Origin of the sequence: Pseudomonas sp. R3-56, from assembly GCF_051132075.1 — a bacterium.
GTDB lineage: Bacteria > Pseudomonadota > Gammaproteobacteria > Pseudomonadales > Pseudomonadaceae > Aquipseudomonas.
Genome location: NZ_CP071657.1, coordinates 895,559 through 916,763, shown reverse-complemented (window position 1 = coordinate 916,763; position 21,205 = coordinate 895,559). Strand labels below are relative to the sequence as shown.

The 21,205-nt window shown below is 60.9% G+C and carries 17 protein-coding genes and 1 pseudogene; 10 read left to right on the top strand and 8 right to left on the bottom strand.

The features are described 5' to 3' along the window. The first annotated feature begins 79 nt into the window (after positions 1–79). The 4 genes from J3P96_RS04235 (at position 80) to J3P96_RS04220 (ending at position 3,521) form a co-directional block, all read left to right on the top strand. Complete coding sequence (locus tag J3P96_RS04235; protein ID WP_030140293.1) at positions 80–568, top strand: DUF3015 domain-containing protein; 489 nt, start codon at positions 80–82, stop codon at positions 566–568. Between the two features lie 90 nt (positions 569–658). Then, entirely contained in the window at positions 659–2,512 is a 1,854-nt protein-coding gene (locus J3P96_RS04230; protein ID WP_434655549.1) for an Lnb N-terminal periplasmic domain-containing protein, read from the top strand. A gap of 89 nt (positions 2,513–2,601) precedes the next feature. Beyond that, on the top strand, positions 2,602–2,958 hold the full coding sequence (locus J3P96_RS04225) for a hypothetical protein (protein WP_434655546.1): 357 nt from the start codon (positions 2,602–2,604) through the stop codon (positions 2,956–2,958). 71 nt (positions 2,959–3,029) lie between these two features. Further along, positions 3,030–3,521, top strand: coding sequence for a GreA/GreB family elongation factor (locus J3P96_RS04220; RefSeq protein WP_434655544.1), 492 nt, complete (start codon positions 3,030–3,032; stop codon positions 3,519–3,521). A gap of 299 nt (positions 3,522–3,820) precedes the next feature. Here J3P96_RS04220 and ettA read toward each other — a convergent pair whose 3' ends face one another. Continuing rightward, positions 3,821–5,485: an energy-dependent translational throttle protein EttA gene (gene ettA, locus J3P96_RS04215; RefSeq protein ID WP_434655542.1), complete on the bottom strand. Its 1,665-nt coding sequence runs from the start codon at positions 5,483–5,485 to the stop codon at positions 3,821–3,823. A gap of 271 nt (positions 5,486–5,756) precedes the next feature. On the opposite strand from ettA, the gene J3P96_RS04210 reads away from it, so the two are divergent. The 3 genes from J3P96_RS04210 (at position 5,757) to J3P96_RS04200 (ending at position 11,829) form a co-directional block, all read left to right on the top strand. Further along, on the top strand, positions 5,757–9,605 hold the full coding sequence (locus J3P96_RS04210; RefSeq protein WP_434655540.1) for a bifunctional diguanylate cyclase/phosphodiesterase: 3,849 nt from the start codon (positions 5,757–5,759) through the stop codon (positions 9,603–9,605). A 220-nt stretch (positions 9,606–9,825) separates the two neighbouring features. Further along, complete coding sequence (gene glyA / locus J3P96_RS04205) at positions 9,826–11,079, top strand: serine hydroxymethyltransferase (RefSeq protein ID WP_434655538.1); 1,254 nt, start codon at positions 9,826–9,828, stop codon at positions 11,077–11,079. 210 nt (positions 11,080–11,289) lie between these two features. Continuing rightward, positions 11,290–11,829, top strand: a complete 540-nt coding sequence (locus tag J3P96_RS04200) for a hypothetical protein (protein WP_434655535.1) — start codon at positions 11,290–11,292, stop codon at positions 11,827–11,829. A gap of 68 nt (positions 11,830–11,897) precedes the next feature. Here the strand turns inward: J3P96_RS04200 and yjiA are convergent, their stop codons facing one another. Continuing rightward, positions 11,898–12,866, bottom strand: coding sequence for a GTPase (yjiA, locus tag J3P96_RS04195; RefSeq protein ID WP_434655533.1), 969 nt, complete (start codon positions 12,864–12,866; stop codon positions 11,898–11,900). A gap of 236 nt (positions 12,867–13,102) precedes the next feature. On the opposite strand from yjiA, the pseudogene J3P96_RS04190 reads away from it, so the two are divergent. Beyond that, positions 13,103–13,192: pseudogene (locus tag J3P96_RS04190) on the top strand (metal ABC transporter ATP-binding protein); the annotation flags it as partial. Between the two features lie 14 nt (positions 13,193–13,206). Here the strand turns inward: J3P96_RS04190 and J3P96_RS04185 are convergent. Then, positions 13,207–13,404 (bottom strand): YbdD/YjiX family protein, encoded by a 198-nt coding sequence (locus tag J3P96_RS04185; protein ID WP_003182142.1) that lies wholly within the window; start codon positions 13,402–13,404, stop codon positions 13,207–13,209. Between the two features lie 15 nt (positions 13,405–13,419). Beyond that, a complete protein-coding gene (locus J3P96_RS04180; RefSeq protein WP_434571699.1) occupies positions 13,420–15,486 on the bottom strand; it encodes a carbon starvation CstA family protein in 2,067 nt (688 codons plus the stop codon). A gap of 158 nt (positions 15,487–15,644) precedes the next feature. Here J3P96_RS04180 and J3P96_RS04175 point away from each other — a divergent pair, with 158 nt between their 5' ends. Beyond that, positions 15,645–16,001 carry a PilZ domain-containing protein gene (locus J3P96_RS04175; RefSeq protein ID WP_434571697.1) on the top strand — a complete coding sequence of 119 codons (357 nt, stop codon included), beginning with the start codon at positions 15,645–15,647 and terminating at the stop codon, positions 15,999–16,001. Positions 16,002–16,065: 64 nt separating this feature from the next. On the opposite strand, the gene radA is transcribed toward J3P96_RS04175, so the two are convergent. From radA to katB, 3 genes are all read right to left on the bottom strand, one after another. Further along, the gene (radA, locus tag J3P96_RS04170) at positions 16,066–17,433 is read right to left on the bottom strand and encodes a DNA repair protein RadA (RefSeq protein WP_030140305.1); all 1,368 of its coding nucleotides are present in this window, start codon (positions 17,431–17,433) and stop codon (positions 16,066–16,068) included. Between the two features lie 41 nt (positions 17,434–17,474). Then, positions 17,475–18,023, bottom strand: coding sequence for an ankyrin repeat domain-containing protein (locus J3P96_RS04165; RefSeq protein WP_434655531.1), 549 nt, complete (start codon positions 18,021–18,023; stop codon positions 17,475–17,477). A gap of 109 nt (positions 18,024–18,132) precedes the next feature. Continuing rightward, a complete protein-coding gene (gene katB / locus J3P96_RS04160) occupies positions 18,133–19,674 on the bottom strand; it encodes a catalase KatB (protein WP_434655528.1) in 1,542 nt (513 codons plus the stop codon). Between the two features lie 284 nt (positions 19,675–19,958). Here katB and mscL point away from each other — a divergent pair, with 284 nt between their 5' ends. Further along, a complete protein-coding gene (gene mscL / locus J3P96_RS04155; RefSeq protein WP_434571690.1) occupies positions 19,959–20,372 on the top strand; it encodes a large-conductance mechanosensitive channel protein MscL in 414 nt (137 codons plus the stop codon). 44 nt (positions 20,373–20,416) lie between these two features. On the opposite strand, the gene J3P96_RS04150 is transcribed toward mscL, so the two are convergent. After that, positions 20,417–21,193, bottom strand: a complete 777-nt coding sequence (locus tag J3P96_RS04150) for a ferredoxin--NADP reductase (RefSeq protein ID WP_434655526.1) — start codon at positions 21,191–21,193, stop codon at positions 20,417–20,419. Positions 21,194–21,205 lie beyond the last annotated feature (12 nt).

Below are 21,205 nucleotides of genomic sequence, written 5' to 3'. Positions count from 1 at the left end.
GCTGGAACAATAACCGGCCCACTGGCTGCTGTAGGGGCCAGACCCTGTCCATTGGTATGCACATAAAGAGAACATAGCTATGAAACGGATTCTTCTCGGTACTCTCTTCACCGCTGTATCCATCAACGCCATGGCTCAGGCCCCGGGCGGCCCGGATTGCGGTTGGGGCAACATGCTGTTCGAAGGCCAGCGTGGCACCCCGGCGCATTTCCTCGCATCCACCACCAACGGCACCTCCGGCAACGCCACCTTCGGCATGACCTCCGGCACCAACGGCTGCTCGACCAACGCGGCACTGACCTACGGTGGCAAGTCCTGGCTGGCCATGAATGGCATGATGAACGAGCTGTCCGAAGACATGGCCAAGGGTCAGGGTGAAGCACTGACCACTTACGCCGTGGTACTGGGCGTGGCGCCGGAAGACCGCGCGCACTTCTCCGCTGTGACCCACGAGCACTTCCAGCAGATCTTCAGCAAGGCTGACGTGACCGCCGAAGACGTGCATACCAACACCCTGGCCGTGCTGAAAAACGACCCTCGCCTGGCCAAGTACGCTACTCAAGCTTAAGCTCGACATCACTCGCTCCTTTCGGGGAGCGGGTTTTTTCTTTTTGGGGCCCCTTCGGTCTTTATTTTTCGACTTTCCAAGTAGCCGACTATGCTCAAACGCCTTGCCTGGCTGGCGCTCTGTGTGTGCGCCCCGCTGTCCGCCGCGCCTCATGTCGATCCTCAACGTTTGCAGCAACTGGCCAATGACCGCTTCTGGATTTCCCTGGGTCACTACGAAACGGCCAAGCTCGGCGGCTGGCGCAGCTATGTCAGCGATCGCAAGTTTTTCCTCGCACCCGACGGCAATGAACATCCCGACCGTGAGCTGACCGCCACGCTGCAAGCCTTGTACGGCCCGGCCAGTGCCGGCCAGCAACATGCCCAGTGCGTGTACCCGGCGCGAACGCGCTGGCTCAAGGAGCAGCTCAACCTGACGGACCTGCCGGCGGTCAATTGCAGCGAATTCACTCAGTGGTTCAAGGACGTATCGCCCCACAGCGCGGTGATGATTTTCCCCGCCGCGTACCTGAACAGCCCTTCCTCGATGTTCGGCCATACCTTGCTGCGCATCGACCAGGCCGACGTGCAAAGCGACAAGACCGCCCTGCTCAGCTACGCAATCAACTTCGGCGCCTACATCGAGGGCTCCGACAACAGCCTGCTCTACGCCTGGAAGGGCTTGATGGGCGGCTACCCAGGACTGTTCGCCCTGGTGCCGTACCAGGAAAAACTCTCCGAGTACCGTAGCCTGGAGAACCGCGACCTGTGGGAATACCGTCTCAACCTGAGCCAGGCGGAAACCGAACGCATGGTCGAGCATGTGTGGGAACTCAAGCAGATCCAGTTCGACTATTTCTTCTTCGATGAAAACTGCTCCTATCGCCTTCTCGAACTGCTGCAGGTGGCGCGTCCGAGCCTGCGCCTGACCGAGCAGTTCCCGCTGACGGCGATCCCCACCGACACTGTCAAGGCGGTGAAAGAAGCCGGACTGGTGGAAAGCATCCAGTACCGGCCGTCCCGCGAGCGAGAGCTGCTCAGCCGCGCCGAGCCGCTCAGCGACGACGAGCAGCAATGGGTACAGAAAGTCAGCGCCGACCAGCAGCAACTGCAAGCGCCGGCATTCAAGGCGCTGCCGCGTCAACGCCAGGCCCTGATCATCGATGCCGCCTATCGCCTGGAGCGCTATCGCGCCAACGGCCAGGAACGTGACCCACAGCGGGCCCAACGCAGCTTCGAACTGCTGCGGGCGATCAACCGCAATCCCGCGCCGGAACTGGACATCCCGCAACCCGGCCTGCCCGAGGATGGTCATGAGTCGCGCACCTGGCAGGCTGGCCTGGGTACGCGAGGCGATCGTGCGTTCGGTGAATACGGCCTGCGCATGGCCTATCACGACCTCAACGACAACGCCGAGAGTTTCCCCCTCGGCGCGCAGATCGAGATCCTGCAATTGAAGCTACGCCAGTACGAAGGCAACGATTGGCAGCTACAACAACTGGACCTGGCGACCATTCGCTCGCTGACCCCGCGCAATGAGTTGCTGCAGCCGCTGTCCTGGCAGGTTACCGGTGGCCTGGAGCGGGTGCCTGGCAAACACGACGATGAAACCCTGGTCAGCCACGTCAACGGCGGCGCCGGTGGTACCTGGGCCTTGGGTGAGGATGTGCTGGGCTTTGCCCTGGGCACGGTGCGGGTCGAGCACAATAACGACTTCGCCCAGTTCATCGCCCCGGCCGCCGGCTTCAACAGCGGCGTGCTGTGGAAAAACCCACTGGGCAACCTGAGCCTCGAAGCAAAGGGCGATTACTTCGTCAACGGCGAAGTGCGCCGTAGCCTGAGCCTGAATCAGCAGTGGGAATTGTCGCGCAACCTCGGTCTGCGCCTGAGCGCCCAGCGCGAATTCAGCCAATTGGCTTCGCCGGAAACCGAGGTGATGCTCGAAGTGAAGTGGTACCACTACTGAACGAACGGAATGATCACCGCGCTTTCACGCCTTTCTGACGAATCCGCTTCTAGACTTGCCTTACAAGTGGATCCGGCAGGCAGGCAGACATGAGGCGCGCGGCAGTGGTACTGGGTGTGTTGATGTTGCTCGGTGGCTGCGAAACCACCCACGAGGATCTGATCGCCCGAGGTTATCCACCGGCCTTCGCCGATGGCTTCGATGACGGTTGCAGCAGTGGCCGGCAAGCCGCCGGTGCGATTACTGGCCAATTCCGGAAAGACGTGCCGCGTTATCTCAAGGACGCCCACTACGCCGAAGGCTGGAGCGATGGCTTTCGGCAGTGCCAGGCCATGCGCGAGAGCCAAGAGCGTGACGCCTACCGCGAGCGCCATTGGGACGACCGCGAACGGGCCTGGCAACAGGAGAAAGATCGGGACGCCGCCCGGGCTTATCGCTCGCCGTGAGTCGCGTACAGACATTCGTCGAAACCAAAACCCTGCGACCATGGCCCAAACTCCACTACAAGGAGATCATCATGAGTCGCGCCTTCGTCAACGAAGACAACGCCGCCGCCCAGGCCGATCAACCGGTCGAGCGTCAGGTCAGCACGCAACCCAACTACGTCACACCCGCCGGGCTTGCCCAGCTACAGGCGCGTGTCGCCGAGTTGCAAGCACTGCACAGCCAACAGACAGCCCAGGGCGAGCAGGCGGACAAGCAGCGTATCGCCGACCTCGAACGGGACCTGCGGTATTTCAATCAGCGGCTGCAAAGCGCACAGGTCGTCACCTTGAGCAAATGTGATCAGGTGCGAATCGGACATTGGGTGACATTCGCCGATGAGCACGACCAGGCGCAACGAGTGCAACTGGTGGGTGAAGACCAGGCCGATGCCGCCAATGGATTGATCAATTGGGGCTCGCCGCTGGGGCGGGCCTTGCTAGGTGCGAAGATCGGGGATGAGGTGGTGTGGAAGCGGCCGGTGGGGGACGTGACGATCGAAGTGCTGGAAATAGAGCTTGGGTGATGTTGCTCCCACAGGGTTCGATGTCAGCCAGGTATCTTGCGGCCACCCCAAAACCAATGTGGGAGCGAGCCTGCTCGCGAAAGCGGTGGATCAGTCAATTATCTTTCAACTGATCTGACGCCTTCGCGAGCAAGCTCGCTCCCACAGGGTTCGATGTCAGCCAGGTATCTTGCGGCAAACCCAAAACCAATGTGGGAGCGAGCCTGCTCGCCATGGCGGTGGGTCAGTCAATTACTTTTAACTGATCTGACGCCTTCGCGAGCGGGCTCGCTCCCACAGGGTTACTGCTTAGCCGCGAATCAAGCCAGTTTCTTGTGCCGTACACGATGCGGCTGGGCAGCGGCTTCGCCGAGGCGCTTCTTGCGATCGGCTTCGTACTCGGTGTAGTTGCCTTCGAAGAATACCGCTTGCGAGTCGTCTTCGTACGCCAGGATGTGCGTCGCGACACGGTCAAGGAACCACCGGTCGTGGGAGATCACAATGGCCGCGCCCGGGAAGTCCAGCAGGGCCTCTTCCAGGGAACGCAGGGTTTCGACGTCGAGGTCGTTGGACGGTTCGTCGAGTAGCAAGACGTTGCCACCCTCCTTCAAGGTCAGCGCCAGGTGCAAGCGACCACGCTCACCACCGGACAGGTCCTTGACGAATTTCTGCTGATCGCCACCCTTGAAGTTGAAGCGCCCCACGTAGGTACGCGACGGAATTTCGTAGCTGCCGATGCGGATCTGGTCGGAGCCGTCGGAGATCTGCTGGAACACCGTCTTGCTGCCGTCCAGGTCCTCGCGGCTCTGGTCGACGCAGGCCAGCTGCACGGTTTCACCGATTTCGATGGTGCCCGAATCCGGCGTTTCCTTGCCCATCAGCATGCGGAACAGCGTGGATTTACCGGCGCCGTTACCACCGATCACTCCGACGATGGCGCCCTTGGGCATGGAGAACGACAGGTTGTCGATCAACACGCGGTCGCCATAGCCCTTGGTGACGTTCTTGAACTCGATGACCTTGTCACCCAGGCGCGGACCGGCCGGGATGTAGATCTCGTTGGTTTCGCTGCGCTTCTGGAATTCCTGGGACTGCATTTCCTCGAAGCGTTGCAGACGCGCCTTGGATTTGGACTGACGAGCCTTGGCGCCTTTGCGCACCCACTCCAGTTCTTCCTTCATGGCTTTTTCATGCGCCGATTGCTGCTTGGATTCCTGGGCCAGACGATCGGATTTGGCCTCCAGCCAGCCCGAATAGTTGCCCTCGTATGGAATGCCTGCGCCACGGTCGAGCTCCAGGATCCAGCCGGCAACGTTGTCCAGGAAGTACCGGTCGTGCGTGATCGCAACCACGGTGCCGGGGAAATCGTGCAGGAAGTGTTCGAGCCAGGCGACGGAATCGGCGTCCAGGTGGTTGGTCGGTTCGTCGAGCAGCAGCATGTCCGGGGCGGACAGCAGCAGGCGACACAGCGCCACGCGGCGCTTTTCACCGCCGGACAGGTGCTCAACCTTGGCGTCCCAGGCTGGCAGGCGCAGTGCATCGGCGGCGACTTCCAGCTGACGGTCCAGGTTGTGGCCATCGCTGGCCTGCAGGATCGCTTCGAGCTTGGCCTGCTCGGCGGCCAGCTTATCGAAATCGGCGTCCGGTTCGGCGTAGGCGGCATAGACCTCGTCCAGGCGCGCCTGGGCGTCCTTGATCACGCTGACCGCTTCCTCGACCACTTCGCGGACGGTCTTGGTCGGATCCAGCTGAGGTTCCTGCGGCAGGTAGCCGATGTTCAGGTCAGGCATCGGACGGGCTTCGCCGTCGAAATCGTTGTCGACGCCAGCCATGATTTTCAGCAGCGTGGACTTACCCGAACCGTTGAGGCCCAGCACGCCGATCTTGGCGCCGGGGAAAAATGACAGCGAAATGTTTTTCAGGATTTCCCGCTTCGGCGGAACAACTTTGCTCAGCCGATGCATGGTGAAGACGTATTGAGCCATGGTGAACCTAGCGTCAGTGACAGGTGAAAAGAACGAGCCAGGCCATGCGCGGCGCGGGCACTTGATGTTGATCAATGCCTGCGGGCCGATTGAGCCTGGGAATCTGGAGCCGGAGCGCTCTTGTTTGACCGGCAAAGCTACCTCAACCGTCGGTCAAGGTCCAGCCGCCCAGGGCTGGCACTTTGCCACAAGTCAAGGCATGCTAGCCGCCCTTCGGGCGTCCGGCTTATAGTGCACGTCGCGCCAGTCCAGCAAACTGCAGGATTACAGCTTGTCCAACGTCACTCCGTCCCCGTCCCCGCGCGCCGCACCTGCTGTGCCTGGCGTGCCCCTGCGCGGGACATTGAAGGGCGCGCTGGCCTCGCTGGTGCTGTTGCTGCTGGGCCTGCTTTTCTGGCAATTGCTCGACCAACTGCGCGAAACCCAGCAGCAACAGCGCCAATACACCATCGACTACACCGCCGACCTGGCCGCGCAAGTCAGCCTGAACATGGCCTTGAATGCGCAGATTGCACTCAATCTGCTACCGATCGTCGAACAACCGCAAAGCGCCGACGAACAACAGGCGCTGCTGCGCAAACTCCAGCAATCGTTGCCCGAATTACGCAGCCTGGCACTGCTGAGCCCTTCCGGCCGGGTGCTCAGCGACAGCGACGCTACCAGCGAGGATGCCGGCTACCTGGCCGAACTGGTACGGCGCAGTCATGCCCAGGCGCATTATTTCAGCAATGCCGAGGACGGTTCCGTGGTGCACCTGCTATTGCATCAGGCCAGCGGCAGTACTCGCGGTTATTGGGCGTTGCGCCTGACCCCGAGTTTTTTTGCGACATTGACCAAACAGGCCGATACCGGGCTGCGCCCGCTGTGGCTGGTGGAGAACCGGCTCAACCAGCAAATCGTCAGCCGTGACGAGGCCCCGCCCGCGCTCAACCCGACCCGATTGACCGAGCAAGACCTGAGCAACACCGTATTGACCGTGCCCCTGAGCAGCAGTGACTGGCAGCTGCGCGGGTTGTTCGATCGCAGCCAGGTGCTCGAACAGTTGCTGCCCGCGTTCATCGGCAAATGCCTGCTGGGCCTGGCGTTTTCGCTGCTGCCGGTGATCGCGCTGCTGAACATGCGTCGCCGCCAGCGTCAGTTGCATGAGGGGCGCCGCCGCTACCAGGACATTTTCGAGGGCACCGGCGTGGCCCTCTGTGTACTTGACCTGTCCGGGCTCAAGGCCTTTTTTGCCAGGGCCGGCCTGCATGATGGCGAGCAATTGCGCGCCTGGCTGCAGGTCCCCCAGCAGCTCGAGCAGTTACAGCAGCAAGTGCACGTCACCGAAGTCAACCAGATGGCCTTGAAGCTGCTCAATGTCGACTCCTGCGGACAGGCCTGGCAACTGCTGGTGGGCAACGCGGCAAAAGACAACAACCCGGTTGGCTCGAAACTGCTCGAAGCGCTGCTCGACCAGCACAAACAACTGGAACTGGAAATCAGGCTCCAGGACGCCCATGGTCGTGACCAGCATTTGTGGCTGGTGTTGCGCCTGCCGGAAACGCAGGACGACTATAACGCCGTCATCCTGAGCATCAGCGATATCACCAGCCGCAAGCTGATCGAATTGTCGCTGCTTGAGCGCGAAGGCTTCTGGTCCGACGTGGTGCGCACCGTCCCGGATCATCTTTACGTACAGGACGTCATCAGCCAGCGGATGATCTTCAGCAACCATCACCTGGGCCAGACGCTCGGCTACGACCGTACCGAGTTGCACCAGATGGGCGAGTATTTCTGGGAAATCCTGCTGCACAGCGACGATGCCGATCACTACCACCACTTGCGCCAGGAACAGCGCCGCGGCGGTTACACGCAACTGCTGCAATGCCAGTTACGCTTTCGCCATCGCAACGGCAAATGGCGACGTTTCGAGGTCCGCGAACAGGCCCTGGCCCGGGACCGCCATAATCAGGTCACGCGGATCATCGGCGTGGCCAAGGACATCACCGAGCAGATCGAGGCCAGCGAATCGTTGCGCGACAGCGAGCAGCGCTACCGGATGCTCGCCGAAAGCATCAGCGACGTGATTTTCTCCACCGACAGCAAACTCTCGCTCAACTATGTCAGCCCGTCGGTCCAGGCAGTGCTGGGCTACACCGCCGACTGGATCTTCCAGCATGGCTGGCAGTCGACCATCGCCAATCCGCAACAACTGACCGGCATCTACAGCCTGATGGACCGGGTCAGCAAGGCCCTCGACCAGCCCGACCAGTTGGCCGAGCTGCGCAACCAGTTGCAGACCCAACTGTTCCTGTTCGACTGCCTGCGTGCCGACGGGCGCAAGATCCCCATCGAGCTGCGGCTGGTGCTGGTGTGGGACGACAACGGCGCGTTTGAAGGGGTATTGGGCGTCGGCCGCGACATCAGCCAGCAGCGCCGAGCGGAAAAAGACCTGCGCATGGCCGCGACGGTATTCGAGCATTCGACCTCGGCGATCCTGATCACCGACCCGGCCGGCTACATTGTCCAGGCCAACGAAGCCTTCAGCCGCGTCAGCGGGTATGCGGTGTCGCAGGTGCTGGACCAGTTGCCCAACATGCTGACCGTGGACGAGCAGCAGGAAGCCCACCTGCGCTACGTACTCAAGCAGCTGCAACAGCACAGCACCTGGGAAGGCGAAGTCTGGCTCAAGCGCCGCAACGGCGAGCACTACCCGGCCTGGGTCGGCATTACGGCGGTGCTCGACGACGAGGGCGACCTCGCCAGCTATGTGTGCTTCTTCAGCGACATCAGCGAGCGCAAGGCCAGCGAGCAGCGCATCCACCGCCTGGCTTACTACGACGCCCTGACCCACCTGCCCAACCGCACGCTGTTCCAGGACCGCCTGCATACCGCGCTGCAATCGGCGGAACGGCAGAAGAGCTGGGTGGTGCTGATGTTCCTCGACCTGGACCGCTTCAAGCCGATCAACGATTCCCTCGGCCACGCCGCCGGCGACCGGATGCTCAAGGAAATGGCCACGCGACTGCTCGGCTGCGTGGCCGATGACGACACGGTGGCGCGCATGGGCGGCGACGAGTTCACCCTGTTGCTGCAACCGCGCGCGAGCCGCGAAATGGCGCTCAACCGGGCGATTACCGTGGCCGAGCAGATCCTTGCCAGCCTGGTCCGGCCGTTTGTGCTCGAAGGCCGGGAATTCTTCGTCACCGCCAGTATCGGTATCGCCCTGAGCCCACAGGACGGCAACGAGCTGAGCCAACTGATGAAAAACGCCGACACGGCCATGTACCACGCCAAAGAGCGCGGCAAGAACAACTTCCAGTTCTACCAGGCCGACATGAACGCCAGCGCCCTGGAGCGCCTGGAGCTGGAAAGCGACCTGCGCCATGCGCTGGAACAGAACGAGTTCGTCCTGTATTACCAGCCACAGTTCAGCGGCGACGGCAAGCGCTTGACCGGGACCGAGGCCTTGCTGCGCTGGCGCCATCCGCGACGCGGGCTGGTGCCGCCAGGGGACTTCATCCCGGTGCTCGAAGAACTCGGGCTGGTGGTGGACGTCGGCGACTGGGTCATCAGCGAGGCCTGTCGCCAGCTCAAGACCTGGCACCAGGCCAAGGTCCGGGTGCCGAAGGTCTCGGTCAACATTTCCGCACGGCAGTTCTCTGACGGCCAACTCGGTACGCGCATCGCCAATATCCTGCGCAGCACCGGCCTGCCGCCGGCGTGCCTGGAACTGGAGCTGACGGAGAGCATTCTGATGCGCGAAGTCAGCGAGGCGATGCAGATCCTGGCCGGCTTGAAGAATCTGGGCCTGAGCATCGCGGTCGATGACTTCGGCACTGGTTATTCATCGCTCAACTACCTCAAGCAATTCCCCATCGACGTGCTGAAGATCGACCGTACTTTCGTCGACGGCCTGCCGTCCGGCGAGCAGGATGCACAGATCGCCCGGGCAATCATCGCCATGGCCCATAGTCTCAACCTGGCGGTCATCGCCGAGGGTGTCGAGACCCATGAGCAACTGGATTTCCTCCGCGAACATGGCTGCGACGAAGTCCAGGGCTACCTGTTCGGCCGCCCGATGCCGGCCAACCGGTTTGAAGCGCAGTTCAGCAATGATGCGTTGTTCATGCTCGACTGAGATTCCCATCGTCTGGGCGGGCCCCTTCGCGAGCAGGCTCGCTCCCACAGGGGAATGCATTTCAAGTGTGGGAGCGAGCCTGCTCGCGAAAGGCCCGGCCAGGACACCACTTGGGGCGCATGAAACCCATTCGTCCAGGACATGACGTCCTTTCATATGCCTTCCAAAACCGGTTGGGTTAGAATGCCCCCCTTTTCTGCCCCGATCCTTGAGGACCGCCATGTTCAGCCGTGATTTGACTATTGCCAAGTACGACGCCGATCTCTTTGCCGCCATGGAGCAAGAAGCTCAGCGCCAGGAAGAGCACATTGAGCTGATCGCTTCGGAAAACTACACCAGCCCCGCGGTGATGGAAGCTCAAGGCTCGGTACTGACCAACAAGTACGCCGAAGGCTACCCGGGCAAGCGCTACTACGGCGGTTGCGAGTACGTCGATGTGGTCGAGCAACTGGCCATCGACCGCGCCAAGCAACTGTTCGGCGCCGATTACGCCAACGTCCAGCCGCACGCAGGCTCCCAAGCCAACGCCGCCGTCTACCTGGCGTTGCTGTCGGCCGGCGACACCATCCTGGGCATGAGCCTGGCCCACGGCGGTCACCTGACCCACGGCGCCAGCGTTTCGTCCTCGGGCAAACTGTATAACGCCATCCAGTACGGCATCGATGGCAACGGCCTGATCGACTACGACGAAGTCGAGCGCCTGGCGGTCGAGCACAAGCCGAAAATGATCGTGGCCGGTTTCTCCGCCTACTCGCAGATCCTCGACTTCCCGCGCTTCCGCGAAATCGCCGACAAGGTCGGTGCCTACCTGTTCGTGGACATGGCTCACGTTGCGGGCCTGGTCGCCGCTGGCGTCTACCCGAACCCGGTGCCGTTCGCCGACGTGGTCACCACCACGACCCACAAGACCCTGCGTGGCCCACGTGGCGGCCTGATCCTGGCACGCGCCAACGCCGACATCGAGAAGAAGCTGAACTCGGCCGTATTCCCTGGCGCCCAAGGTGGCCCGCTGGAGCATGTGATCGCGGCCAAGGCGATCTGCTTCAAGGAAGCTCTGCAACCTGAGTTCAAGGCCTACCAGCAGCAAGTGGTGAAGAATGCCAAGGCCATGGCCGGCGTGTTCATCGAACGCGGCTTCGACGTGGTCTCCGGCGGTACTGAAAACCACCTGTTCCTGCTGTCGTTGATCAAGCAAGACATCTCCGGCAAAGAAGCTGACGCCGCATTGGGCAAGGCGTTCATCACCGTGAACAAGAACTCGGTGCCGAACGACCCACGCTCCCCATTCGTCACCTCGGGCCTGCGCTTCGGCACCCCGGCCGTGACCACTCGCGGCTTCAAGGAAGCCGAGTGCAAGGAACTGGCCGGCTGGATCTGCGACATCCTGGCGGACCTGAACAACGAAGCGGTGATCGATGCCGTTCGCGAGAAGGTCAAGGCCATCTGCAAGAAGCTGCCGGTTTACGGCGCTTAATCAGCCTCGCTACATCGCTGTTCAAGCAAGGCCCATATCGAAAGATATGGGCCTTTTTAGTTAGCGCGACTCACTGATGTTATCGACAAACTGCTCCAGCCTCTGCAGAGCCAATTAAAACTGGCAACACTTCAAATATCCCCCTCCAACAGAAAAAATAATATAAGTACTCCTCACTTGATCAATCGACCTTAAGGAATACTTCAACACATGGACAATCAATCATCTTTCGATGTCGTATTAAGAACTTCCGGCGAGCATATAAACCTGCTTGAAGAGCTGCATGGTAAACCCGCACTCGCAACCTTGACCGAGTTCAGCGGAGGCTTCTTCACCGGCAGACCCCAGCCCCATGACCACTCGACGCTTCTGGGTGCTGTCTCCAGAGATCCGCGCCTGGATCGGAAGCCGCTAAGGCTACGTTTTCAATACACCGAAGCCGGATATGCATTGACTATAAAAAACACAGGCGAGCATCAGGACAAATATATCGGCATGACTTGGCGCAACCACTTTGGCGTGACGACTGCAAACTTTGAAGACGCCGCCTTGTTCAGCCTGATGGATCAGAACAACAACTTACTTACCCGAGATAGTTTAAAAGCAGCCCACACCCTCATCACTTTGAGAACTGCGACCGATAAATATATCGGTAGATCCAAGCGGCGCGGATCCCCTTATACCTATCTCGCCGAGACAAACGAAAATGCAAAGATAACGTTCCTGCTAACTCTCCTTGAGCAGTCCTGATCCGAAGAGCCGGGGCCTGACTCTGGCTATCCGGAGCAGGCCTCGTGGCGCTTAGGTACACACGATCGTCACAATAGCGCAGCATCGAAACCAGCGCGGATCTTCTCTTCAGGCAATCCGTCAGCAATAAATACGATCACGCTTTCCCGAGCTTCACCCTCGGCCCATTCGGTGTCCCAATCGAAACCGTACAGCTTGAGTACGCCCTGGAACACCAGTCGGCGGGGTTCGCCGGCAATGTTCAGCACACCTTTGTAGCGCAGCAATTGCTTGCCGTGTTCTTCCAGCAGCTGGTTCATGAACGCACTCAGCTTGTCGATATCCAGCGGCTTGTCGGTGCGCAGCACAAGGCTGCTGATGCGATCGGCCGTGGTGGCCTTGGCGACCGGGCGAAGGCTGAGCCCGCCGCCCAGGTCCGCGTTGAGATTGAAGCCGCGGATATCCAGCAGCTCGGCGAGGTCGATATTGCCGTGCTCGACGACCCTGATCGGCGCCCGTCGGTTGATGCGCGTCAGACGCTCGGTAAGTGCCTCGACCTGAGCGGCGTCCACCAGGTCGGTCTTGCTCAAGAGCAAGCGGTCGGCAAACCCGACCTGGGCCTGGGCAATGGCCTGGGTCAGGTGGATCTCGGCGTGAGCGGCGTCCACCAGGGTCAGGATACCGTCGAGGATGTAGCGTTCGCGCAGGTCTTCATCGATGAAGAAGGTCTGGGCCACTGGGGCTGGATCGGCGAGGCCGGTGCATTCTATCACCAGGCGGTCGAAGGCGATTTCACCGCTGTCCAGCCGCTCGAGCAACAGGTACAGGGCCTTGGTCAGATCGGTGTGAATGGTGCAGCACACGCAACCGTTGGCCAGGGTCATGACTTGCACCGGATCGTCGCCCAGCAACTGGGTGTCGATGCCGGCATCGCTGAATTCGTTCTCGATCACGGCGATTTTCAGGCCGTGCTCGGCCTTGAGCAGATGACGCAACAACGTGGTCTTGCCAGCACCGAGAAAGCCGCTGAGGATCGTGACCGGGATGGGAGAGGACACACTGGATCTCCTGTTTCGAAATTAGAATAAGGCAAACAAACTCCTGTGGGAGGGAGCCTGTGTAGCGCATGCGAATCCTGAGTCTGCCCCAAAAACAACTGTTGGAGCGAGCCTGCTCGCGAAGGCGCCCGCTCAGTCGACATCTTCATCGACTGACACCCCGCTTTCGCGAGCAGGCTCGCTCCAACAAGGGCATCTGTGGCGCATGCAAATCCTGAGTCCAACCCAAAACAACTGTGGGAGCGAGCCTGCTCGCGAAGGCGTCAGGTCAGTCGACATCATCCTTGACTGACACTCCGCTATCGCGAGCAAGCTCGCTCCCACAGGGGATTACTTCAGTTCAACAGCATTTGGGGCCACCCTTGCCACCGTAGCGGGCTTCCTGGCGTTCTCGGAAGAACGCCTCGTAGTCCATCATCGGTTTGTCGGGGTGCTTGGTTTGCATGTGCTCGACGTAGTTGTCGTAGTCGGGCATGCCGACCATCAGGCGGGCGGCCTGACCGAGGTATTTACCGAGGCGACTCAAGTCATTGAACATCGTTGCAATCCCCTATCAAGCGTCCGGCAGCGCCTGGAAGGGCGCTTCCTTGTCCGTGCGTTCTTTCGTGCCCCAGGCGGCGATGCCGACCTTGAGCGCGTAGAACAGGATGCTGAAGACCACGAACAGGAACAACACCGTCAGCGTCGCGTTGGTGTAGGCGTTGAACACCACGTGCTGCATCTGCTCGATGCTCTTGGCCGGGGCCAGGATCTGGCCGGCGGCCAGGGCATCGTTGTACTTGCGCGCCAGGGCCAGGAAGCCGATCGCCGGGTTGGCGTCGAACAGCTTGATCAGGCCCGCGGTGGTGGTGCAGATCAGCAGCCAGCTGGCCGGCAGCAGCGTGACCCAGACGTAGCGCTGGCGCTTCATCTTGATCAGCACCACGGTGGCGAGCATCAGCGCGATACCGGCCAGCATCTGGTTGGAGATGCCGAACAGCGGCCACAAGGTGTTGATGCCGCCCAGCGGATCGATCACGCCCTGGTACAGCAGGTAGCCCCACAGCGCGACGCAGCCGGCGGTGGCGATCAGGTTGGCGGTCCACGATTCGGTGCGCTTGAGGGCCGGCACGAACGAGCCGAGCAGGTCCTGCAGCATGAACCGCCCGGCACGGGTGCCGGCGTCTACCGCGGTGAGGATGAACAGCGCTTCGAACAGGATCGCGAAGTGGTACCAGAACGCCATGGTGTTCTCACCCGGCAGCACCGAGTGGAGGATCTGCGCGATACCCACCGCCAGGGTCGGCGCACCGCCGGCACGGGCCAGGATGGTGGTCTCGCCGATGTCCTTGGCCACCGCTTGCAGCGCGTCGGGGGTGATTGCAAAACCCCAGCTGCTGACGGTCTGGGCCACAGCCACCACGTCGGTGCCGACGATCGCCGCCGGGCTGTTCATGGCGAAGTACACGCCCGGCTCGATCACCGAGGCCGCGACCATCGCCATGATCGCCACGAACGATTCCATCAGCATGCCGCCGTAACCGATGTAGCGCGCGTTGGTTTCGTTATCCAGCAGCTTGGGCGTGGTGCCCGAGGAGATCAGCGCGTGGAAACCCGAGACCGCGCCGCAGGCGATGGTGATGAACAGGAACGGGAACAGACCACCCTTCCACACCGGCCCGGTGCCGTCGGTGAATTGGGTCAGCGCCGGCATTTTCAGCTCGGGCATGGTCACCAGGATGCCGATCGCCAGGGCGATGATGGTGCCGATCTTGAGGAAGGTGGACAGGTAGTCCCGTGGCGCCAGGATCAGCCACACCGGCAGCACCGCGGCGACAAAACCGTAGCCGATCAGCATCCAGGTGATCTGGATCCCGGTGAAGGTGAAGGCCTTGGCCCAGACCGGGTCGGCGGCAATCTGCCCGCCCAGCCAGATCGAACCGAGCAGCAACAGCACGCCGATGAGCGAGATTTCACCGATGCGGCCCGGGCGGATGTAGCGCATGTAGATGCCCATGAACATCGCGATCGGGATGGTCGCCATCACCGTGAAGATGCCCCACGGGCTCTCGGCCAGGGCCTTGACCACGATCAGCGCCAGCACCGCGAGGATGATGATCATGATCAGGAAGCAGCCGAACAGCGCGATGGTGCCGGGGATGCGGCCCATTTCCTCGCGCACCATGTCGCCCAGGGAGCGGCCGTTGCGGCGGGTCGACAGGAACAGGACCATGAAGTCCTGCACCGCACCGGCCAGCACCACGCCGGCGATCAGCCAGAGCGTGCCGGGCAGGTAGCCCATCTGCGCCGCCAGCACCGGCCCGACCAGCGGCCCCGCGCCGGCAATGGCCGCGAAGTGGTGGCCGAAGAGGATGTGTTTGTTGGTCGGGACGTAGTCCAGGCCATCGTTGTTGAGCACGGCGGGCGTGGCCCGGCGCGCATCGAGTTGCATCACGTTGTTGGCGATGAAGAGGCTGTAGTAGCGGTAGGCGACCAGGTAGATGGCCACGGCTGCGACGACGATCCAGAGGGCGTTGATCGGCTCTCCGCGGCGCAGGGCCACGACGCCAAGGGCGCACGCGCCTACGACGGCCAGCAGTAGCCAGGGCAGATGGCGTAGCAGGCTATTATTGTTTTTCATTTTTTTATTCCAGCCAGGGTGGACAAGAAAGACAGCCACCCGAGTTTAGCGCTTACCGGCGTAAAGGCCATACCCGACATTCGTCTGCCAATGGCCAAACGGGCACGATGCTGCGCCAGCAGGGTCTATAGTCAGTGAATCTCCAGAGGGAATGCGTAATGAGCGAACGCCGCCGCTTCGTACGAATTGAGTTCCATGCCAAGACCGAACTGAGCCAAGGGCCGTTCATTTGGCCGGTAAAGCTGCTGGATCTATCCCTCAAGGGGCTGCTGATCGAAAAGCCCGAACCCTGGATTGGTGACCCCGAAAAGTCCTTCATGGCTGATATTCATTTGAGCCCTGAGGCTGAGGTCAAGATGGAAGTCCGGCTGACTCACGACGACCATGGTCACTTGGGCTTTGTCTGTGAACACATCGACCTGGATTCCATTGCGCATCTACGTCGGCTGGTAGAGCTGAATCTGGCCGACCATGACGAGCTGGAGCGGGAACTGGCGGCGCTGATTCATATCTGACGGCACCGAGCTCCCCTGTGGCGAGGGAGCTTGCTCCCTGGCCACAAAAGGCCTGCACAAGCCGCTATTCGAACAAAGCATCCAACGCCTGCTCCAACCGCGTCACGGCAATGATCTGCAACCCCGCCGGCGCTTCCTTCGGCGCGTTCCCCTTGGGCACGATGGCGCGCTTGAAGCCATGCTTGGCAGCCTCCTTGAGCCGCTCCTGCCCGCTGGGCACTGGCCGCACCTCACCCGAAAGCCCGACCTCACCGAACACCAGCAAATCATGCGGCAGCGGCCGATTGCGCAGACTGGACATCACGGCCGCCATCAACGCCAGGTCGGAGGCGGTCTCCAATACCTTCACCCCGCCCACCACGTTGAGGAACACATCCTGATCGTGGGTAGGAATGCCGCCGTGTCGGTGCAAGACAGCCAACAGCATGGCGAGCCGGTTCTGATCCAGGCCCAGGGTGACCCGGCGCGGGTTCGCCAGGTGGCTGTCATCCACCAGCGCCTGGACTTCCACCAGCATCGGTCGAGTGCCTTCCCACGTCGCCATGACCACGCTACCCGGAACTTCTTCCTGGGCACGCGTGAGAAAAATCGCCGAAGGGTTGGAGACTTCCTTCAGGCCCCGGTCAGTCATGCCGAACACGCCCAATTCGTTGACGGCGCCAAAACGGTTCTTCACCGCTCGCAACAAACGCAGGCGACCGTCCGATTCGCCTTCGAAATACAACACCGTATCGACCATGTGTTCCAGCACCCGAGGGCCCGCCAGCGCGCCCTCCTTGGTGACGTGGCCGACCAGGAAGATCGCCGTGCCGCTCTGCTTGGCATAACGCACCAGCAACGCCGCGCTTTCGCGCACCTGGGACACCCCGCCCGGTGCCGATTGCAGCTGTTCGGTAAAAATCGTCTGGATCGAGTCGATCACCATCACCTTGGGTTTTTCCAGGCGCGCCGTGGCGATGATGGTTTCGATGCAAGTCTCGGTCATGACGCGCAACTGATCCTGGGGCAACCCCAGCCGTCGTGCGCGCATCGCGACCTGTTGCTGGGATTCTTCGCCAGTGACATACAGCGCCGGCATGCGAGTGGCGAGATTGCACAGGGTCTGCAGCAGGATGGTGGATTTGCCGATGCCCGGATCCCCGCCGATCAGTACCACCGAACCATCCACCAGACCGCCGCCCAGCACGCGATCCAGTTCGCCGGACGCCGTGGAAAAGCGCGGGATTTCTTCAACGCTGACCTCGGCCAGGGTCTTGATCTGGGCTTGTTGCCCGGCCCAACCTGTGCGCCCGGTGGGTGCCGCCGCCCCGCCGCTTTCCACCATGGTTTCGGTCAGGGTATTCCAGGCCCCGCACTCACTGCATTGGCCAGCCCATTTGGGAAAGGTCGAGCCGCACTCGGTGCAGCCGTACATGCGCTTTGCCTTGGCCATCTGAACTCCGGTTAAAACCGCGATGATAGCCTAGCCAGGCTTTACTGCGGGGCCGGCATTCTGATTTCACCCTTCGCCAGATCCGCCGCGCTATTGCCCAGCGGATCCCTGGCCTCCAGGTCGGCGCCCCTGGCCTTCAAGGCATCGAGCAATTCGTCACGCTTGAACAGGCCCGCATACATCGCAGCGGTCTGTCCGGCACCGTTGCGTTGGTCCGGACTGCACTCGGTGGACAATAACCGGCGGGCGATCTGGACTTCACCCTTGAAGATGGCGCCCATCAACGCGGTATTGCCGCGTTTGTCCTGGGCGCAGGCATCGGCGCCAGCGGCCAACAGCCGCTCCACCGCGCGAGCCTGACCGTGGTAAGCCGCCAGGATCAACGCGGTGTAGCCCTTCTCATCCCGGGTGTCGAGCGAGTAACCGCCCTTGATGAAGGTATCGAGCATCGGCACATCACCCCGGCGTGCGGCGTCGAAATAATAGTCTTGCAACTGTTCCCGCACCGCAGCCGGATCGGCGGGTACAGGTTGCTCGGCCAACACGCCCACCGACCAGGCCACGAGTACCGATAGAAGAACATTTCGCATCAGGCTTCTCCTTATGACGCAGGCCTGTGGGAGCGAGCCTGCTCGCGATCCAGGCAACGCGGCCTGCCTGGGCACCGCATCGCGAGCAAACTTGCTCCCTACAGGTCGATCAGTCGCTCAGCTTCTCGGCCAGCGCCTTGACCCGCGCCAGGTCGCCTTTGGCGACACGAGCCACGCCGGTGCCGTATTCGGGGTCAGCCTTGTAGAGATACGACAGGATGATGTGCTTGCTCTCATCATCAGTGGTTGCCAATGACCCACCGAAGCTTTCGATCAAGTCATTGCGCTCCTTCTGATTGAACGAGCGGTACAGATCACCCGCCTGCTTGAAGTTCTGCTCGCGCTGGATTTTCGCTTGCTGGGTGCTGCCGGTCAGCGCTGCCTGGCTATAGCGCGCCGCAGGTTGCTCTTCGCGCGGCATCAAGCGGCTCGGCTGGTAGTTCACCCCGGTACTGGTAGCGCCGAAATTCATCGCACCGTCCTGGTTGCCATTGTTTACCGCGACCTTGGGCGCGTTGATGGGCAACTGCAACGCGTTCGGCCCGACCCGGTACATTTGCGTATCGGCATAAGAGAAGACCCGACCCTGCAACAGGCGATCCTCGGAAGGCTCGATACCCGGGACCAGATTGGCCGGGGCCATCGCGACTTGTTCGGTTTCCTGGAAAACATTCGCCGGATTACGATTCAACACCATCTGCCCAACTTTTCGCTCAGGCACATCCGGCCAGATCTTGGTGGCGTCCAGCGGATCGAAATCGAACTTCGACAACTCTTGCGGCTTGAGCACCTGAACGTACAGATCCCACTTTGGAAAGTCACCCTTGTTGATATGACTGACCAAATCATTCGTCATATGGCTGTAATCCTGCCCTTGCACTTTCACTACTTCTTTTGGATCGAGGTTTTTCAGCCCCTGCAAACTTTTCCAATGAAACTTCACGTAACTGATATCGCCCTTGGCGTTGATCAGTTTGTAAGCGTGCACGCCATTGCCGTCCATTTCGCGATAACTGGCCGGGGTGCCGGAGTTGGAATACAGCTCGGTCAGCGTGCGGGTGGCTTCCGGTACGTGGGAAAAGAAATCGAAACGACGCGAATCATCGTCCAGGTTGGTCCGCGGGTCGGGCTTGAACGCATGGACCATGTCGGGAAACTTGATTGCATCACGGATGAAGAACGTCGGGAAATTATTCCCGACCAGGTCCCAGTTACCATCGGCCGTGTAGAACTTGGTAGCGAAGCCTCGCGGATCACGCAGCGTCTCAGGCGAATGATTACCGTGCACCACGGCAGAAAAACGGACGAACACCGGCGTGACCTGTCCGGCGGCGAATACCTTGGCCTTGGTCAGGTCGCTCAGGTCATTGGATACCGTAAACTCGCCATGCGCACCGGTACCACGGGCGTGCACCACACGCTCGGGGATCCGTTCACGGTCAAAACGCTGGAGCTTCTGGATCAGTTGCACATCCTGCAGCAGGGTCGGGCCGTTGGGGCCGGCGGTCTGGGAGTTCTGGTTGTCGCCCACTGCCGCGCCATTATCCCGGGTCAGGGTGGCGGCATTGACGGACAGGGAAAACAGGCTGGCGGTCAGCACAACAAGGGTATGGCGGTTGGAAAAAGCACCAAGGCCAAGGGAAGTGTTCATGTGAGTTTCCTCTGATTTTATAGAGCGCATCCATGTGCGCCTTTCAGAGGCTAGTGCTCGACAAACCGAAACCTAAATAGAAATGCCGTACCGACCTGATAGAAAAAACAATATGGGGAATCGGCCCTGAACCGCGTATCACGCGCGATTGGTGGCACTTTGTAAACTTTTTGCGAGGCCCTGGGTCGATAACTGGCAAGCTTTGTAAGCATGCATGTCAGGCAAGACCCGTTTAGCTGACTTACACTGCGGCTATAAACCTCATCTGTCACAAGGAACAACTCATGGGCGTGCTAAGCGAGTTCAAGGCCTTCGCGGTCAAAGGCAATGTCGTCGACATGGCCGTCGGGATCATCATTGGTGCTGCTTTTGGCAAAATCGTTTCGTCATTCGTTGGCGACGTGGTCATGCCGCCGCTCGGCCTGCTGATCGGCGGAGTGGATTTCAGTGACCTGGCGATCACGCTCAAGGCGGCCGAAGGAAATACGCCAGCGGTGGTGCTCGCCTATGGCAAATTCATCCAGACGACAGTGGATTTCATCATCGTGGCTTTCGCCATTTTCATGGGCGTCAAAGCCATCAACCGCCTGAAGCGCGAGGAGGCCGTCGCTCCGAGCGCGCCGCCTGTTCCTACCAAGGAAGAACAATTGCTCAGCGAGATCCGCGACCTGCTCAAGGCTCAGAACGAGAGGCCTTGAGGATTCGCCGGCCCAAAAATGGCGTCCCACGGACGCCATTTTTTTCACCAGTAATTTTCCACCGCCACCTGGCCGGGCCGCCGCGTGAGGCTCAGTTGCAAGCCCCTGGCCTTGAGCAACTTGCGCGTGTCGTCAATCATCTGCGGGTTGCCGCACAACATGACCCGCGAATGCTCTGGCGTCAGCGCGACACCGGCGGCCTGTTCCAGCTCGCCATTTTCGATCAGTGTGGTGATGCGTCCGTTGAGGGCGCCAGGGCGTTGTTCACGGGTGACCGTCGCAATGAAGCGAAACTTATGGGCGTATTCGACGAGGTAGTCTCGCCGGGGCAACGCGTCGATCAAGGCCTGGTAGGCCAATTCCGGTGACTCGCGGACGCTGTAAACGAGGATGATCCGCTCGAATTTTTCCCAGACCTCGAAGTCCTGCAGGATAGAAAGAAACGGGGCGACCCCTGTCCCGGTGGACAACAGCCACAAATCGCGACCGTCAACAAAACGGTCCAGCGTCAGGTAACCAAAGGCCTGGCGCTCGACCAACAAGCTGTCCCCCGGCTTCAACCGGCTGAGCTCGCTGGTGAATTCGCCGTCCGGGACGACGATGGAAAAAAACTCCAGAAACTCGTCGAACGGCGAAGACACCATGGAATAAGCCCGCCAGACGGCAGTGCCGTCCGCCTTCACCACCCCCAGTCGAGCAAACTGACCAGCCCGGAAACGAAAGCCGCGATCCCGGGTGGTACGCAGGGTAAACAGGTGAGGCGTCAGGGGCTGCACATCGATCAGGGTTTGGCGGGTAAACTTTTCTGCGCTGTCGGTCATGAGCCTCTCCAA

Coding starts and splice junctions, on each gene's coding strand:
- J3P96_RS04235 (WP_030140293.1), top strand. CDS start 80: ATGAAACGGATTCTTCTCGGTACTCTCTTCACCGCTGTATCCATCAAC.
- J3P96_RS04230 (WP_434655549.1), top strand. CDS start 659: ATGCTCAAACGCCTTGCCTGGCTGGCGCTCTGTGTGTGCGCCCCGCTG.
- J3P96_RS04225 (WP_434655546.1), top strand. CDS start 2,602: ATGAGGCGCGCGGCAGTGGTACTGGGTGTGTTGATGTTGCTCGGTGGC.
- J3P96_RS04220 (WP_434655544.1), top strand. CDS start 3,030: ATGAGTCGCGCCTTCGTCAACGAAGACAACGCCGCCGCCCAGGCCGAT.
- ettA (WP_434655542.1), bottom strand. CDS start 5,485: ATGGCTCAATACGTCTTCACCATGCATCGGCTGAGCAAAGTTGTTCCG.
- glyA (WP_434655538.1), top strand. CDS start 9,826: ATGTTCAGCCGTGATTTGACTATTGCCAAGTACGACGCCGATCTCTTT.
- J3P96_RS04200 (WP_434655535.1), top strand. CDS start 11,290: ATGGACAATCAATCATCTTTCGATGTCGTATTAAGAACTTCCGGCGAG.
- J3P96_RS04185 (WP_003182142.1), bottom strand. CDS start 13,404: ATGTTCAATGACTTGAGTCGCCTCGGTAAATACCTCGGTCAGGCCGCC.
- J3P96_RS04180 (WP_434571699.1), bottom strand. CDS start 15,486: ATGAAAAACAATAATAGCCTGCTACGCCATCTGCCCTGGCTACTGCTG.
- J3P96_RS04175 (WP_434571697.1), top strand. CDS start 15,645: ATGAGCGAACGCCGCCGCTTCGTACGAATTGAGTTCCATGCCAAGACC.
- radA (WP_030140305.1), bottom strand. CDS start 17,433: ATGGCCAAGGCAAAGCGCATGTACGGCTGCACCGAGTGCGGCTCGACC.
- J3P96_RS04165 (WP_434655531.1), bottom strand. CDS start 18,023: ATGCGAAATGTTCTTCTATCGGTACTCGTGGCCTGGTCGGTGGGCGTG.
- katB (WP_434655528.1), bottom strand. CDS start 19,674: ATGAACACTTCCCTTGGCCTTGGTGCTTTTTCCAACCGCCATACCCTT.
- mscL (WP_434571690.1), top strand. CDS start 19,959: ATGGGCGTGCTAAGCGAGTTCAAGGCCTTCGCGGTCAAAGGCAATGTC.
- J3P96_RS04150 (WP_434655526.1), bottom strand. CDS start 21,193: ATGACCGACAGCGCAGAAAAGTTTACCCGCCAAACCCTGATCGATGTG.